Below are 14802 nucleotides of genomic sequence, written 5' to 3'. Positions count from 1 at the left end.
GCTGCTTGTCCTTCAGCGTCTCGGGCACCTCGCCCTTGACGATCGCCTGGGCCAGGCCCTCGACGACGGCCGTCTTGCCGACGCCGGGCTCGCCGATCAGCACCGGGTTGTTCTTGGTGCGCCGCGAGAGCACCTGCATGAGGCGCTCGATCTCCTTCTCGCGGCCGATGACGGGGTCGAGCTTGCCCTCGCGGGCGGCCTGGGTGAGGTTGCGGCCGAACTGGTCGAGCACGAGCGAGGTCGACGGGGCGGCCTCGGACGCGGTGCCCGCGGGCTCCTTGCTCTGGTAGCCGTTCAGCAGCTGGATGACCTGCTGGCGGACCTTGTTCAGGTCGGCGCCGAGCTTCACCAGCACCTGGGCGGCGACGCCCTCGCCCTCACGGATGAGGCCGAGCAGGATGTGCTCGGTGCCGATGTAGTTGTGGCCGAGCTGCAGGGCCTCGCGCAGCGAGAGCTCCAGCACCTTCTTGGCGCGCGGCGTGAACGGGATGTGCCCGCTCGGCGCCTGCTGGCCCTGGCCGATGATCTCTTCGACCTGCTGGCGCACGGCGTCCAGGGAGATGCCGAGCGACTCGAGGGCCTTGGCGGCGACGCCCTCACCCTCGTGGATGAGGCCGAGCAGGATGTGCTCGGTGCCGATGTAGTTGTGGTTGAGCATCCTGGCCTCTTCTTGAGCCAGGACGACGACGCGACGTGCGCGGTCGGTGAACCGTTCGAACATGCAGCCTGCTCCTATCCGCGCCGCTGGTACCACCCGTGGTGCACCATCGACTGTAGACCGGTCGTGTGACACAACGCTCGCGACCAAGGACCGTGATGGAGGGGGGACCACGTCCCGCGCGGAGCGGACGTGGACACCTTCCCCAACGAACATCGGCACCGGAACATGCCCGATGAGCGCGGGTCAGCTGTGAGCGAACACGCCCCGGGGCTGTGGACGGGGCGGGCGGCGGGACCTCAGGCGGGCAGCACGCCCGGGTACGCGAGCTCCGAGCCCTCGTGCTGCACGCGGTTGGCGGCGTCCACGAGCACGACCTTCGGGACGTAGGCCTTCGCCTCGACGTCCGGAAGCATCGCGTAGCTGATGATGATCACGAGGTCGCCCTCGTGCACCAGGTGGGCGGCGGCGCCGTTGATGCCGATGACGCCCGAGCCCCGCTCGCCCTCGATGACATAGGTCTCGAGCCGGGCCCCGTTGGTGACGTCGACGATGGCCACCTGCTCGCCGGGCAGCAGGTCGCTGGCGTCCATGAGGTCGGCGTCGATGGTGACCGAGCCGACGTAGTGCAGGTCGGCCTTCGTCACCGTGGCCCGGTGGATCTTGCTCTTGAACATGTGGCGGTACATGCCGCTCATACGGAACCTCCAGACGGTCGCCCTCCGGACTGCGGATGGACGCTCGGACTGTCCTGGTCGCAACAGGTTAGGTTTCGCGTCGGTTCCGGCGCCTGCCCCGGTGAGGAGAAGCACATGCCCGCGTTCGATCTCGGCAGCCCGGTCGGGGGCTCCCGACACCTGACCGGCCACCTCGCACTTCCGGCGGGCGACGGGCCGTGGCCGGGCGTCGTCGTCATCCACGAGGCGTTCGGGCTGGACGACGTCGTCAAGCGCCAGGCCGACCGACTGGCCGCCGCGGGCTACCTCGCGCTGGCGCCCGACCTGTTCACCGACGGCAGCACCGTGCGGTGCGTGATCGGCGCGTTCCGCTCGATCGCGTCCGGACGCGGCAAGGCCTTCGCCGACATCGAGGCGGCGCGCGTGGCGCTGGCCGGGCACCCGGACTGCACCGGGAAGGTCGGGGTCATCGGCTTCTGCATGGGCGGCGCGTTCGCGCTGCTGACCGCGCAGCGCGGGTTCGACGCGTCGTCGGTGAACTACGGGGTGCTGCCGAAGGACCTCGACGCCGTGCTGCAGGGCGCCTGCCCGATCGTCGCGAGCTACGGGATGAAGGACACCAGCCTGCGCGGCGCCGCCGCGAAGCTCGAGCGCGGGCTCACCCGGGCGGGCGTCGAGCACGACGTCAAGGAGTACCCGAGCGCCGGCCACTCGTTCCTCAACGACGCCCCGAACGGGCCGAGCCTGTTGCGTCCGCTGCTCAGGGTCGCGAACGTCGGGCCGGAGCCGACCGCGGCCGCCGACGCCTGGCAGCGCATCGAGACCTTCTTCGGCGAGCATCTGCACTGAGGCGGGCTCCGCCCGCCTCAGTGCACGGGCAGCTCAGTTCTGCGAGTGGTACGCCTCGAGCACGGTGGCCGGGATGCGGCCCTTCTCGCCGACCGTGAACCCGTTCTGCCGCGCCCACTCGCGGATGGCCTGGGTCTGCTCGCGGTCGCTGCGGGCCGACCGGCCGGCGGCGCGCCGCGCGGTGCCGTTCGCCCGGGCCGGGCGGCCACCCTCGCGGCGGGCGTGCGCGACGTAGAGCGCCATCGCCTCGCGCAGTTTCGCGGCGTTCGCGGCCGACAGGTCGATCTCGTACCGATTGCCGTCGAGCGCGAACGACACCGTTTCGTCGGCCGGGGACTCGTCGATGTCGTCGATCAACTGGACGATGTGCTGCTGCGCCATTCCGGGTCCTTTGCGGCTGCGGGGAAATGCGTCGTCACGATAACGCACGAGTTCGACACGGAGTTCCGCTGACAATGTGTCATGGCGAAATGCACCGGCGAATCGATCAACCGATCTCGGGTTTGAGCAACGGGAACAGGATCGTTTCGCGAATGCCCTTGCCGGTCAGCAGCATCACCAATCGGTCGACGCCCATGCCGAGCCCGCCGGTGGGCGGCATGCCGTTTTCGAGCGCCCGCAGGAAGTCCTCGTCCTGTTGCATCGCCTCGGGGTCGCCGGCGGCCGCGGCGAGCGACTGCGCGACCAGCCGCGAGCGTTGCTCGACCGGGTCGACGAGCTCCGAGTAGGCCGGCGCGATCTCGACGCCGCCGATGATCAGGTCCCACGCCTCGGCCAGCCGCGGGTCGTCGCGGTGCGGGCGGGCCAGCGGGCGCACGGACACCGGGTAGTCCTTGACGAAGGTCGGCTGCACCAGCGTGTGCTCGACCAGCTTCTCGAACAGTTCGAGCACGATCTCGCCCGCGTCCCAGCCGGGCTGCAGCGCGACGCCGAGGCGCTCGGCGTGGCGGGTCAGCTCGGCGACCCCGGTGTCGGGCGTGACCGGCTCGCCGACGGCCTCGGCCACCGCGTCGTGGATCGTGACGCTGCGCCATTCGCCCGACAGGTCGATGGAGGTGCCGTCGCCGGTGTGCGGCTCGGCGACTCCGGTGGCCTCGGCGGCGTCCAGGATCAGCGTGCGCGTCAGCGCCGCCATGGTGTCGTAATCGCCGAACGCCTCGTAGGCCTCGAGCAACGTGTATTCGGGCGAGTGCGTCGAATCGACGCCCTCGTTGCGGAATGCGGGACCGATCTCGTACACCTTCTCGATCCCGCCGACGATGCACCGTTTCAGATACAGCTCGGTCGCGATTCGCAGGGACATGTCGAGATCGAAGGCATTGAGATGCGTGTGAAACGGACGCGCGGCCGCGCCCCCGTGCACGACCTGCAGGATCGGCGTCTCGACCTCGAGATAGCCGAGCCGGTGGAACGTCTCGCGCAGTGACCGCAGCACCTCGGCGCGGGTGCGCACCATCGCGCGCGCCTCCGGCCGGACGATGAGATCGACATATCGCTGCCGGACGCGCGTCTCCTCCGACAACGGCTTGTGCGCGACCGGCAACGGACGCATCGCCTTCGCCGCCATGCGCCACCCGTCGGCCATGACCGACAGTTCGCCGCGCTTGGACGCGACGACCTCGCCGGCCACGAAGACGATGTCGCCGAGGTCGACGTCGGCCTTCCACTGCGCGAGCGCGTCGGCACCCACGCGGGCCTCCGACAGCATCACCTGCAGCTCGGCCTCGCCCTCGCGCAGCATCGCGAAGCAGAGCCGCCCGGTGTTGCGCACGAAGATCACGCGGCCGGCGACGCCGACCTGCTCGCCCGTCTCCTCGCCCGCGGGCAGCTCGGGGTGGGCGGCGCGCACCGCGGCGAGGGTGTGCGTGCGCGGCACCCCGACCGGGAACGGCTCGGTCGCGGGCGAGGCGCTCAGCCGGTCGTACTTGGCGCGCCGCACGCGGAGCTGCTCGGGCAGGTCGTCGGTGGGGTCGGTGGTGGCGTCCGGCTGGTCGGTCACGCCGTCGACCCTATTCGGCGCCGCCACCGGCACGGACGCGCCGCCGCGCACGGTGGTGTCCGCGACTCGCGTCGAAGATCAGGGCAAACCCTCTGGCTGTTGGGGGGGCGGCTGGGCCAAGGTGTCTGCCATGACCACATCCGTCCTGAAACGAACGGACACCGGCATCGTGCTGCAGGGGCTCACGAAGTCCTTCCGCACCCCTGCCGGACCCGTGCAGGCCGTGCGCGGGATCGACGTCACGATCGGCGCCGGCGAGACCGTCGCGCTGCTGGGCCCGAACGGCGCCGGCAAGTCGACGACCATCGACATGCTGCTCGGCCTGCTGCCGCCCGACGCCGGGTCGATCAGCGTCTTCGGGCGCTCGCCACAGGACGCCGTGGCCGCCGGCGCGGTCGGGGCGATGCTGCAGACGGGCGGGCTGATCAGCGACCTGTCGGTGCGCGAGATGCTCGAGATGGTCGCGAGCCTGTACCCGCGTCCGCTGCCGGTGGACGAGGTGGTCGAGCTGACCCGCATCGGCGACCTGGTCGCGCGCCGCACCACCAAGCTGTCGGGCGGCCAGACGCAGCGGCTGCGCTTCGCCATCGCGCTCATCAGCAACCCCGACCTGCTGGTGCTCGACGAGCCGACCGTGGCGATGGACGTCGAGGCGCGGCGCGACTTCTGGGCGACGATGCGCACCTTCGCCGCCCGCGGGAAGACGGTGCTGTTCGCGACCCACTACCTCGAGGAGGCCGACGCCTACGCCGACCGGATCATCCTCATGGCGCACGGCCGGGTCGTCGCCGACGGGCCGGCGACGGAGATCAAGGCGACGGTGGGCCTGCGGACGATCCGCGCCACGCTGCCCGACGCGGACCTCGCGGCGCTGCGGGCGCTGCCGGGGGTCAGCAGCGTCGACACGCGCGGCGAGGCGGTGATCCTGCAGTGCACCGACTCGGACACCGCGCTGCGGGCGCTGCTGCCGGCCTGCCCGGCCGCCCGCGACATCGAGGTCACCGGTGCCGGGCTCGAGGAGGCGTTCCTGCAGATGACGGCCGAGGAGGACGCATGACCACGGCGACCTACCTCAAGTTCGAGGTGCTGCGCACGTTCCGCAACAAGCGCGCGTTCATCTTCTCGATCGGGATCCCGATCATCATGTACTACCTGCTGGCGACGCCGAACCGGAACAGCAACACCTTCCTGAAGCAGGCCGGCATCGGCGCCCCGCTGTTCTACATGGTCGGGCTGCTGTCGTTCGGCGGCATGGTGGCCGCGCTCAGCACCGGCGCCCGCATCGCGGCGGAACGGCAGGTCGGCTGGTCGCGGCAGTTGCGGCTCACACCGCTGACGCCGCGGCAGTACTTCCGCACCAAGATCGTCACCGGCTACCTCATGGTGCTCAGCTCGATGATCCTGCTCTACGCCGCCGGCCTCACCCTCGGCGTGCGGCTGTCGGCCGCGAACTGGCTGCACATGAGCCTGCTGGTGCTCGTGGCGATCGCGCCGTTCGCCGCGCTCGGGATCGCGCTCGGGCACCTGCTCACCGTCGACTCGATGGGGCCCGCACTCGGCGGCGCGTCGTCGCTGTTCGCGTTCCTCGGCGGCACCTGGTTCCCGATCACCGGGCACGGCGCGTTCGTCGAGTTCTGCAAGCTGCTGCCGTCGTACTGGCTCACCGCGGCGGGCCGCGTCGGTCTCGGCGGCAGCGGCGACCCCTGGGGCACCGAGGGCTGGCTCGTGATCGCCGGCTGGTTCGTCGTCTGCGCCGTCTTCGCGATGTGGACCTACCGCCGCGACACCCGCCGCGTGTGAGCTACTGCAGCTCGGCGAGCAGCTCGAGGTGGTCGAGGTCGGCGAGGTCGAGCACCTGCAGGTAGACGCGGGTCGCGCCGAGGTCGGCGAAGCGGGCTAGCCGCTCGCGGGCCTCGGCGAGGGTGCCGGCGAGGCCGTTCGCGCGGAGCTCGGCCGGTTCGCGTCCGATGGCGGCGGCGCGGCGCTCGAACGTCGCCTCGTCCTCGGCGACGCACGCGACCTGCGCGACCGAGTACACGAGCCGGCGGCCGGTGTGCGACGCCGCCTCGCGCACGCGCTCGAACACCGTCCGGGTCTCGTCCACCCCCTGGAAGGCGACGTTGTACTCGTCGGCGAAGTTGGCGGCGAGCGCGGCGCCCCGCTTGCGCGCGGCACCGCCGAGGATCATCGGCGGGCGCGGCGACTGCACCGGCTTCGGCAGCGCGGGCGAGTCGGTCAGCGTGTAGTAGCGGCCGTCGAACGAGTAGCTGCTGCCCGCCGGTGTCGTCAGCAGACCGTCGATGATCTCGACCTGCTCGGCGAACCGGTCGAAGCGCTCGCCGGTCTCGAAGAAGGGGATGCCGTAGGCCACGTGCTCGGCCTCGTACCAGCCGGCGCCGAGGCCGAGCTCGACGCGTCCACCGCTCATCTCGTCGACCTGCGCGACGCTGATCGCGAGCGGCCCGGGCAGGCGGAACGTCGCCGGTGAGACGAGCGTGCCGAGGCGGATCCGCGACGTCTCGCGCGCCAGGGCGGCGAGGGTGAGCCAGGCGTCGGTCGGCCCGGGCAGCCCCTCGACCCCCATCGCGAGGTAGTGGTCGCTGCGGAAGAAGGCGTCGAAGCCGAGGTCCTCGGCCTTCCGCGCCATGCGGAGCTGGTCGTCGTAGCTCGCGCCCTGCTGCGGTTCGACGAAGATGCGCAGATCCATGAACAGTCCCTCAGACGTTGCGGTCGAAGATGAGACGCAGACCCAGCAGGGTCAGGTCGGGTTCGTAACGGGTGACCGTCTCGCTGTGGTCGACCACCAGCGTCGCCAGGCCACCGGTGGCGATCACTTCGACCTCGTCCGGACGCTGCGGGTCGAGCGCGTGCCGCAGCCGCCTGACCAGGCCGTCGACCTGGCCGGCGAAGCCGTAGAGGATGCCCGACTGCAGCGACTCGACGGTGTTCTTGCCGATCGGGCTGCGCGGCGCGACGAGCTCGACCTTGCGCAGCTGGGCGGCACGGGCGGCGAGAGCGTCGAGCGAGATCTCGATGCCCGGGGCGAGCGCGCCGCCGAGGAACTCGCCGCGCGGGCTGACCACGTCGAAGTTGGTCGAGGTGCCGAAGTCGACGACGATGCACGGGCCCTGCACCAGGTGGTAGGCGGCCGCGGTGTTGCAGATGCGGTCGGTACCGACCTCCTTCGGGTTGTCCGTGAGCACGCTGACGCCGGTGCGCACCCCGGGTTCGACGAGCACGGTCGGCAGGTGGTCGTAGTAGCGCGCCAGCATCGTGCGCAGCTCGCGCATGACGGCCGGCACGGTCGAGCAGGCGGCGATCCCGGTGATCGGCACGTCGGCGAGCAGCCCCCGGAACATGAGCGCCAGCTCGTCCGCCGTCGTGCGGGCGTCGGACTTGATCCGCCACGAATGTTGCAGGTCGGTGCCGTCGAAGACGCCGAGGACGGTGTTGGTGTTGCCGGTGTCGATGGTCAGCAGCATCGGTGCCTCACATGTCCAGACCGAGGTCGAGGACGGCGGCCGAGTGGGTCAGCGCACCGATGGAGAGGAAGTCGACGCCGGTCTCGGCGACGGCCCGCGCATGCTCCAGCCGCAACCCGCCGGACGCCTCGAGCCGGCAGCGCCCGCGCGCGAAGGCCACGACGGTGCGCATGTCCTCGAGCGACATGTTGTCGAGCAGCACCAGGTCGGCGCCCGCGTCGATCACCTCGCGGGCCTGCTCGACGGTGTCGACCTCGATCTCGAGCGGGAGGTCCGGGTACTTTGCGCGAACCCGCTCGAATGCGGGGACGACGCCGCCGGCGGCCACGACGTGGTTGTCCTTCACCAGCGCGGCGTCCGACAGCGACATGCGGTGGTTCACACCTCCGCCGCAGCGCACCGCGTACTTCTCCAGCGCCCGCAGCCCGGGCATGGTCTTGCGGGTGTCGCGGATGCGCGCGCCGGTGCCCTCGACCGCGTCGACCCACCGCCGCGTCAGGGTGGCGACGCCGGACAGGTGCCCGATCAGGTTCAGGGCGGTGCGCTCGGCGGTGAGGATGTCGCGCACCGGGCCGCGGACGGTCGCGACGACCTCGCCGGGGCTCACGCGGGCGCCGTCGGCGCTGCCGCTCTCGACCAGCACGCGTCCCTGGCCGACGGTCTCGAAGACCGCGACGGCCACGGGGAGTCCGGCGAGCACGCCGTGCTCGCGGGCGGTGAGGTTCGCGGTCGCGAGCAGGTCGGGCGGCACGGTGGCCTGGGTCGTGACGTCGCCCTCGGCGCCGAGATCCTCGTGCAGCGCGCGGCCGACGACGTCCTCGACGACATGGCGGGACAGGCCTGGTGCGATCTCGTCGGTGCTCACGCGATCTCCTGGTAGGTGGTCTCGAGCCGGCCGTCGACGAGCACCGTGTCGAGGTGCCCGCGCCAGTGCTCGTCGTCGCGGTCGGGGTGGTCGTCGCGCCAGTGCGAGCCGCGCGTCTCCTCGCGCCGGGTCGCCGCCTGGACGAGCGCGGACGCGACGGTGAGCAGGTTGGTCGTCTCCCAGTGCTCGGTCGTCGGCACGCCGCCGCCCCGGGCCGCGAGTTCGGCCAGCCCCTCGCCCGCGGCGAGCAGCCCCTTCTCGTCGCGCAGCACACCCGCGTCCCGCGACATGAGCGTCTGCAGCTCGCCGCGGAAGCGGTCGTCGAGCAGCGTGCCCTCGCCCGCAGCGATCTCGACCTCGGGCAGCTCGCCCGGCTCGGCGAGTCGGCGCAGGATCGTCTCGGCGATGCGGTGCCCGAAGACGAGCCCCTCGAGCAGCGAGTTGGACGCCAGCCGGTTCGCCCCGTGCACGCCGGTGCAGGCGGTCTCGCCGCAGACGAACAGGTTCGGCAGCGACGACTCGCCCTGCAGGTCGGTGTGCACGCCGCCGCTCGCGTAGTGGCAGGCGGGCACGACCGGGATGAGCTCGTGGATCGGGTCGATGCCGAGTGACTGCAGGGTGTCCAGGATCGTCGGGAACCGCACGCGCCACTGCTCGGCGCCGAAGTGCCGGGCGTCGAGCCACATGTTGTCGGCGCCCGTCTCCTGCATGCGGCGCAGGATCGCCTTGGCCACGATGTCGCGGGGGGCGAGGTCGGCCAGCTCGTGCTGCCCCTGCATGAAGCGCACGCCCGCGCCGTCGACCAGGAACGCGCCCTCGCCGCGCACGGCCTCCGACACGAGCGGCTGCTGCCCGCGCGAGCGCGGGCCGAGATAGGTGACCGTCGGGTGGAACTGGACGAACTCGAGATCGCGCACGACCGCGCCGGCCCGCAGGGCGGCCGCGACGCCGTCGCCCGTCGACACGCTCGGGTTGGTGGTGGACGCGTACACCTGGCCGATGCCGCCGGTGGCGAGCACGGTGGCACGCGCCCGCACCGCGCCCACACCGTCGCGCTGGCCCTCGCCCATCACGTGCAGCGTCAGGCCGCCGACCGAGCCGTCGGCGGTGAGCAGCAGGTCGAGCACGAGCGCATGCTCGATCACCTCGACATTCGTCGCGTCGAGGATGCGCGTGACCAGCGCCCGCTCGATCTCGGCGCCGGTGGCGTCACCGCCCGCGTGCGCGATGCGGTCGCGGTGGTGGCCGCCCTCGCGCGTCAGCGAGATCTTGCCGTCGGCGCCACGGTCGAAGCGGGCACCGATCTGCGCGAGCTCGCGCACCGCGGCCGGACCCTCGCGCACGAGCACCCGCACGGCCGCCTCGTCGCACACGCCGACGCCCGCGACGATGGTGTCGGTGAAGTGCTCCTCGGGCGAGTCGTTCGCGCCGAGCGCCGCGGCGATGCCGCCCTGCGCCCAGCGGGTCGACCCGGCGGCCAGCACGTCCTTGGTCACCAGCAGCACGCGCAGCGACGACTGGCGGGCGAGATGCAGCGCCGTGGTGAGTCCGGCGATGCCGGAGCCGACCACGACGACGTCGGTGTCGACCGTCCAACCCGGCGCGGGCGCGGCGAGACGTTGTGGGATCACAGCTGCACCGCCACGTTGTCGATGAGTCGGGTCGTGCCGACGCGGGCGGCGACGAGCAGCCGCGCCGGGCCGTGGTGCGGGATCTCGCCGAGGTCGGTGCCGCGCAGGTCGAGGTAGTCGACGGCGACACCGGGTTCGCGGGCGAGCTCGTGGGTGGCGGTGTCGATCACGGCGAGGGCGCCGTGGGCCGCCGCGTCGCGCCCGGCGAACAGCGCGCGCGAGAGCGCGGTGGCGGCCTGCCGCTCGTCGGCGGAGAGGTAGACGTTGCGGCTCGACAGCGCGAGGCCGTCGGGCTCGCGCACCGTCGGCACGCCCAGCACCGCGACGCCGAGCTCGAGGTCGAGCACCATGCGGCGGATCAGCGTCAGCTGCTGGTAGTCCTTCTCACCGAACAGGGCGCGCTGCGGCCGGACGAGCCCGAAGAGCTTGGCCACCACGGTGAGCACGCCCGCGAAGTGTCCGGGGCGCACCGCCCCCTCGAGCCGATCGCCGAGCGGGCCGGGGTGCACGGTGACCTGCGCGTCGCCGCCCGGGTACACGTCGTCGACGCTGGGCGCCCAGACCACGTCGGCGCCGAGCCGCTCGCAGAGCGCGAGGTCGTCGGGCAGCGTGCGCGGGTACTTGGCGAGGTCCTCGTTCGGGCCGAACTGCAGCGGGTTGACGAAGATCGACACGACGACCGTGGCGGCCTGCGCCCGCGCGTGCTCGACGAGCGTGGCGTGTCCCTGATGCAGCGCGCCCATCGTCGGCACGAGCGCGACGGGCGCCGGGCGGTCGGCGAGCGCCGCGGCGAGTTCCGCCCGGCTGTGCGCGACGATCATGCGTCCTCCAGCACGGCACGGACGGCCTCGGCCTGGTCGGCGCTGAGCCGCCCGGCGGCGAGCGCGCGCTCCTCGGTGCGGCGCGCCATCGCCACGTACGACGGCACGACCTCGGGCGCCCGCTCGCGCAGCGTGCGCAGGTGCGTCTGCAGCGTCGCGACGTCGCCGCGCGACACCGGCCCGGTGAGCGCGGCGTCGCCGAGACGCAGCACATTGTCGAGCGCGGCGCTGAGCAGCGGCGCGATGAGACGGGCGGGCTCGGCGACGCCCGCGCCGCCGAGCAGCCCGAGCGCGTCGTTCACCAGCGTCACCAGGTGGTTCGCACCCACGCTGAGCGCCGCGTGGTACATCCCCCGCGCCGACTCGGGCACCCAGATCGGCTCGCCGCCCATCTCGAACACCAGCGACTCGGCCACCGGACGCAGGTCGTCGAGCGCGGTCACGCCGAACGCCGCACCGCTGAGCCGGTCGAGGTCCTCGGCGCGTCCGGTGAACGTCATGACGGGGTGCAGGGCCAGCGCCATCGCGCCGCGTGCGGCGGCGGGGTCGAGCGCCGAGATGCCCTGCGCACCCGAGGTGTGCGCGACGATCTGGCCCGCCCGCCAGGCGCCGGTCTCGGCCAGCCCGGCGACGAGCGGCCGCAGGGCGTCGTCCGGCACCGCGACCAGCACGAGGTCGGCGGCCGCCAGCACCTCGTCCGCCGGCAGGATCTGCGCGCCCGGCAGCCACCGCTCGACGCGGCGCACGGTGCTGTCGCTGACCGCCGTGACGGCGACGACGGCGTGCCCCGCGCGGGCGAGCGCAGCGCCGAGCGTGGCGCCGACGCGTCCGGCGCCGACGACCCCGACCCGCAGCCGGGCCGGACGTTGCGCATCCACGACATGACCCTACAGACATAGGCTGCTCTACCCTCCCGGGCATGAGCCCCGCCCCCCGCCGCCGCCGCATCCTGATCACCGGTGCAAGTTCCGGCCTCGGCGCCGAGATGGCCCGGCAGTTCGCTGCGAAGGGCCACGACCTCGCCCTCTGCGCACGTCGGGTCGACAACCTCGAGCGGCTGCGGGACGAGATCGGTGGCGGTGTGTCCGTGACGGTGCACGCCCTCGACGTCAACGACCACGACGCCGTCTTCACCGTCTTCCGCGCCGCCGCCGAGGCGCACGGCGGCGGCCTCGACCGGGTGATCGTCAACGCCGGCCTCGGCAAGGGCGCGCCGATCGGCACCGGTCGTTTCGACGCGAACCGCGAGACGGCGATGACCAACTTCGTCGCGGCGCTCGCCCAGTGCGAGGCGGCGATGGAGCTGTTCCGCGGCGCCGGCGACGGGCACCTGGTGGTGATCTCGTCCATGTCGGCGATGCGCGGCCTACCGAGGGCGCTCACGACCTATGCCGCGACCAAGGCGGGCATCGCGGCACTCGCCGAGGGCATCCGGGCGGACGTGCTCGGCACACCCATCAGGGTCACGACCATCTACCCCGGCTACATCCGCTCGGAGATGAACGACCAGGTCGCGCAGTCGACGCCACTGATGGTGTCGACCGAGGTCGGTGTGCGCTCGATCGTCGGCGCCGTCGAGCGCGAGGTCGCCGAGGCCGAGACCCCGGCGTGGCCGTGGCGGCCGCTCGGCGTCGTCATGCGGCACGCGCCGCTGCAGGTGATCCGGCGCCTCGCCTGACGGCTTCGGCTATTTGTTCGGGCCGCGATCTTTCTCACGTTAGACCGGGCGTCGGGTCGTATATGCCCTTCTCCGACCCCGTTTTGTGACGCGCGTCCGTGACGCCGCTCACGAACGGCTTGACATGGTCGTGAGCGGGTCACCGATCGTTCAAAAACCCTTGCTACACAGGGTTCATGACACGGATGAAGATCTCGGGAGCCGACGTGCGGCGGGCGTGCGACCCGCGCCGCATCGTCTGGCTCAACGAGCGCGGCCCGGTCCGCGCCACGGCACTGGACGGCACCGTCGTCTTCGGTGCCCTCGCCGCGGTCTCGCTCGTCGCCCTCACTGTGCTGGGCGCGCCGCTGAGCAGCATCCTGGTGGTGCTGCTCGGTTTCGTCGGCCTGCTGGCCATCGCCGCCCGTGAGTTCGTCGCCGACGTCGCCGCCGGCGCCCTGCTGCGCTTCGTCCAGCCGTACGAGCGCGGCGAGCTCGTGCACCTCTACTGCGCCGACGAGCACGAGTACGTCGACGCCCGTGTCGTGCGCCTCGGCCCGGTGCACACCACCCTCGCCGGCCCGGACCGCGAGTTCCGCGTGCCGAACCACGCGATGCTCAGCGAGCCGCGCCGCTGAGGCTCAGCGCCAGACGCGCACGTAGTCGATCGCGGTGGTCGCGGGCAACGGGGTGGTCGCCGTCAGCGCGTTCGTGCCGATACCCAACGCCTGCGTGAGCAGCAGGTAGAAGGGCTGGTCGAACGGCGCCGGCTTCGCCATGGTCAGCGGCGTCCAACGGTCGTCGAGACACAGCGCCCCGTCGATCGTGACCTGCAGCGAATCGGTCGTCCAGACGAGCGCGTAGGTGTGGAAGCGGGTCGGGTCGATCGCGCAGGTCGTGTTCGTCGCCCCCGGGTCGGACGCATTGTCGTAGTGCACCGTCGGCACCGCGAGGTTGCGGTAGTTGCCGAACATCTCGGCGATGTCGATCTCGCCGGACGACGGCCAGCCGCCGTACGCCGGGTTCTGCGGGTACAGCCACAGCGCGGTCTGCAGACCCGCGGCGAGCTGCGACGGCACCTTGGCCCGCACCTCGAAGCGGCCGTACGCCTGCGCGAACAGGCCGTAGCTGTCGACCATGCCGCTCACGTACTGCGTCGTGTACGGCGCGCCGGGCACGTTGCAGAGGTACGGCTGGGCGAGGCGGCGGGCCGTCAGGTCGAGCAGGCCGTTCGCCACCGCGACCGTGCTCGGCTGTCGACGAAGCACTCGGCGCCGGAGTGGTAGCCGTTCGAGACGGTCGTCTCGACCATCCACTTGCTGCGGTCGAGCGTCGAGCCGCCGAACTCGTCGTCGAAGCTGCACACCCAGGGCGTGCCGTCCGCCTTGCGCAGCGCGCCGCCACCGCAACCGGGCGTGGTCGCCGCTGCGGTGCGGCCGGAGGTCTGCGGCGCGGCCGACGCCGTACCGGCGACGGCGGCTGCGCCGGTGAGCGCGGCGACGAGCACGAGCAACAGCACGCGAAGACGGACGGTGGACAGGCGACGCCTGGGCAGCATGGAGCGATTCCCCCGGATCAGCATGGGCCGACCCCTTCGCCCCATTCATGCCAATGGTGCTGACATGTCGTGACTCGATCGAGGGTCGCACGCCCCGTGATCTTGGTCTGTCGGCCCCGGCCCAACGGCCCGAACCCCCCTGCTCACCAGGCGGCGCCGGGACGGCCAACGGGATCGTGAGCAGCCGGGAGTGCGGGTTCTGACATACCTCGTTTCAAGCTTGTATTCGTCTTTTTGTTCGGTTAGACTGGGATGGTGCCTGATCCGTCGCTGGAGCTGATGCTCGCGGCGCTGGGGCGTCTGGGGGATGCGGAGGTCGATGACGCGGTCCGGGTGGAGCGGATCGGGTTGTTGGAGCGGTTGAAGGCTGCGGCGTCGGCGGCGCAGGCGCGGGAGACGGTGGCGTTCGCCGATGCCCAGCAGGCCGAGCAGCTCGCGGCCGGGGTGAAGCAGGAGCGGTCGCGGCGTGGGATCGCGTTGCAGGTGGGGTTGGCGCGGATGTGTTCGCCGCACACCGCGGCGCGGATGGTCGGGTGGTCACGGGTGCTCGTGAGCGAGTTGCCGCACACCTACGCCGCCCTGCAGGCCGGGACGACGACGGAGTG

17 protein-coding genes and 1 pseudogene are annotated in these 14802 nt (G+C 72.0%); 6 read left to right on the top strand and 12 right to left on the bottom strand.

Features of this window, described 5'->3' with window-relative positions; genetic code table 11:
* Both ACTHMS_RS06880 and panD read right to left on the bottom strand, forming a co-directional pair.
* The coding region (locus ACTHMS_RS06880; protein ID WP_440305923.1) for a Clp protease N-terminal domain-containing protein at positions 1-721 on the bottom strand (721 nt) is incomplete at its 3' end.
* Positions 722-957: 236 nt separating this feature from the next.
* A complete protein-coding gene (panD, locus tag ACTHMS_RS06875) occupies positions 958-1347 on the bottom strand; it encodes an aspartate 1-decarboxylase (protein WP_440305925.1) in 390 nt (129 codons plus the stop codon).
* A 123-nt stretch (positions 1348-1470) separates the two neighbouring features.
* Here panD and ACTHMS_RS06870 point away from each other — a divergent pair, with 123 nt between their 5' ends.
* Entirely contained in the window at positions 1471-2184 is a 714-nt protein-coding gene (locus ACTHMS_RS06870) for a dienelactone hydrolase family protein (protein WP_440305922.1), read from the top strand.
* A gap of 33 nt (positions 2185-2217) precedes the next feature.
* On the opposite strand, the gene ACTHMS_RS06865 is transcribed toward ACTHMS_RS06870, so the two are convergent.
* Together ACTHMS_RS06865 and lysS are read right to left on the bottom strand one after the other, a co-directional pair.
* The gene (locus ACTHMS_RS06865; protein ID WP_440305921.1) at positions 2218-2565 is read right to left on the bottom strand and encodes a histone-like nucleoid-structuring protein Lsr2; all 348 of its coding nucleotides are present in this window, start codon (positions 2563-2565) and stop codon (positions 2218-2220) included.
* A gap of 106 nt (positions 2566-2671) precedes the next feature.
* Positions 2672-4183 (bottom strand): lysine--tRNA ligase, encoded by a 1512-nt coding sequence (gene lysS / locus ACTHMS_RS06860; RefSeq protein WP_440305920.1) that lies wholly within the window; start codon positions 4181-4183, stop codon positions 2672-2674.
* Positions 4184-4313: 130 nt separating this feature from the next.
* On the opposite strand from lysS, the gene ACTHMS_RS06855 reads away from it, so the two are divergent.
* Together ACTHMS_RS06855 and ACTHMS_RS06850 are read left to right on the top strand one after the other, a co-directional pair.
* Entirely contained in the window at positions 4314-5240 is a 927-nt protein-coding gene (locus ACTHMS_RS06855; protein ID WP_440305919.1) for an ABC transporter ATP-binding protein, read from the top strand.
* Positions 5237-5983, top strand: a complete 747-nt coding sequence (locus ACTHMS_RS06850) for an ABC transporter permease (protein WP_440305918.1) — start codon at positions 5237-5239, stop codon at positions 5981-5983. Before ACTHMS_RS06855 ends, ACTHMS_RS06850 begins: the two co-directional genes overlap by 4 nt.
* Before the next feature lies 1 nt (position 5984).
* Here the strand turns inward: ACTHMS_RS06850 and ACTHMS_RS06845 are convergent, their stop codons facing one another.
* From ACTHMS_RS06845 to ACTHMS_RS06820, 6 genes are read right to left on the bottom strand one after another with little or no spacing between them, the layout of a single operon-like run.
* Positions 5985-6890, bottom strand: coding sequence for an LLM class F420-dependent oxidoreductase (locus ACTHMS_RS06845; protein WP_440305917.1), 906 nt, complete (start codon positions 6888-6890; stop codon positions 5985-5987).
* A gap of 10 nt (positions 6891-6900) precedes the next feature.
* Positions 6901-7665 carry a type III pantothenate kinase gene (locus ACTHMS_RS06840; protein WP_440305916.1) on the bottom strand — a complete coding sequence of 255 codons (765 nt, stop codon included), beginning with the start codon at positions 7663-7665 and terminating at the stop codon, positions 6901-6903.
* 7 nt (positions 7666-7672) lie between these two features.
* Positions 7673-8530, bottom strand: coding sequence for a carboxylating nicotinate-nucleotide diphosphorylase (nadC, locus tag ACTHMS_RS06835; protein WP_440305915.1), 858 nt, complete (start codon positions 8528-8530; stop codon positions 7673-7675).
* Positions 8527-10158, bottom strand: a complete 1632-nt coding sequence (locus ACTHMS_RS06830) for an L-aspartate oxidase (protein ID WP_440305924.1) — start codon at positions 10156-10158, stop codon at positions 8527-8529. The genes nadC and ACTHMS_RS06830 overlap by 4 nt, the downstream gene beginning before the upstream one ends.
* A complete protein-coding gene (panC, locus tag ACTHMS_RS06825; protein ID WP_440305914.1) occupies positions 10158-10982 on the bottom strand; it encodes a pantoate--beta-alanine ligase in 825 nt (274 codons plus the stop codon). The genes ACTHMS_RS06830 and panC overlap by 1 nt, the downstream gene beginning before the upstream one ends.
* Positions 10979-11860 (bottom strand): Rossmann-like and DUF2520 domain-containing protein, encoded by an 882-nt coding sequence (locus tag ACTHMS_RS06820; protein ID WP_440305913.1) that lies wholly within the window; start codon positions 11858-11860, stop codon positions 10979-10981. Before ACTHMS_RS06820 ends, panC begins: the two co-directional genes overlap by 4 nt.
* A gap of 41 nt (positions 11861-11901) precedes the next feature.
* Here ACTHMS_RS06820 and ACTHMS_RS06815 point away from each other — a divergent pair, with 41 nt between their 5' ends.
* Together ACTHMS_RS06815 and ACTHMS_RS06810 are read left to right on the top strand one after the other, a co-directional pair.
* Positions 11902-12660 (top strand): SDR family oxidoreductase, encoded by a 759-nt coding sequence (locus tag ACTHMS_RS06815; RefSeq protein WP_440305912.1) that lies wholly within the window; start codon positions 11902-11904, stop codon positions 12658-12660.
* 176 nt (positions 12661-12836) lie between these two features.
* Positions 12837-13277 (top strand): hypothetical protein, encoded by a 441-nt coding sequence (locus tag ACTHMS_RS06810; protein WP_440305911.1) that lies wholly within the window; start codon positions 12837-12839, stop codon positions 13275-13277.
* A gap of 3 nt (positions 13278-13280) precedes the next feature.
* On the opposite strand, the gene ACTHMS_RS06805 is transcribed toward ACTHMS_RS06810, so the two are convergent.
* Complete coding sequence (locus tag ACTHMS_RS06805; protein ID WP_440305910.1) at positions 13281-13877, bottom strand: glycoside hydrolase family 16 protein; 597 nt, start codon at positions 13875-13877, stop codon at positions 13281-13283.
* Positions 13853-14158: a hypothetical protein gene (locus ACTHMS_RS06800; RefSeq protein WP_440305909.1), complete on the bottom strand. Its 306-nt coding sequence runs from the start codon at positions 14156-14158 to the stop codon at positions 13853-13855. The genes ACTHMS_RS06805 and ACTHMS_RS06800 overlap by 25 nt, the downstream gene beginning before the upstream one ends.
* 294 nt (positions 14159-14452) lie before the next feature.
* Here ACTHMS_RS06800 and ACTHMS_RS06795 point away from each other — a divergent pair.
* Positions 14453-14802: pseudogene (locus ACTHMS_RS06795) on the top strand (hypothetical protein); the annotation flags it as partial.

The organism is Jatrophihabitans sp., assembly GCF_051960575.1.
In the GTDB taxonomy this organism is placed as follows: Bacteria; Actinomycetota; Actinomycetes; order Mycobacteriales; family Jatrophihabitantaceae; genus JBQCEE01.
The sequence above is the reverse complement of the archived record's forward strand: the minus strand, read 5'-3'. Positions and strand labels throughout refer to the sequence as shown.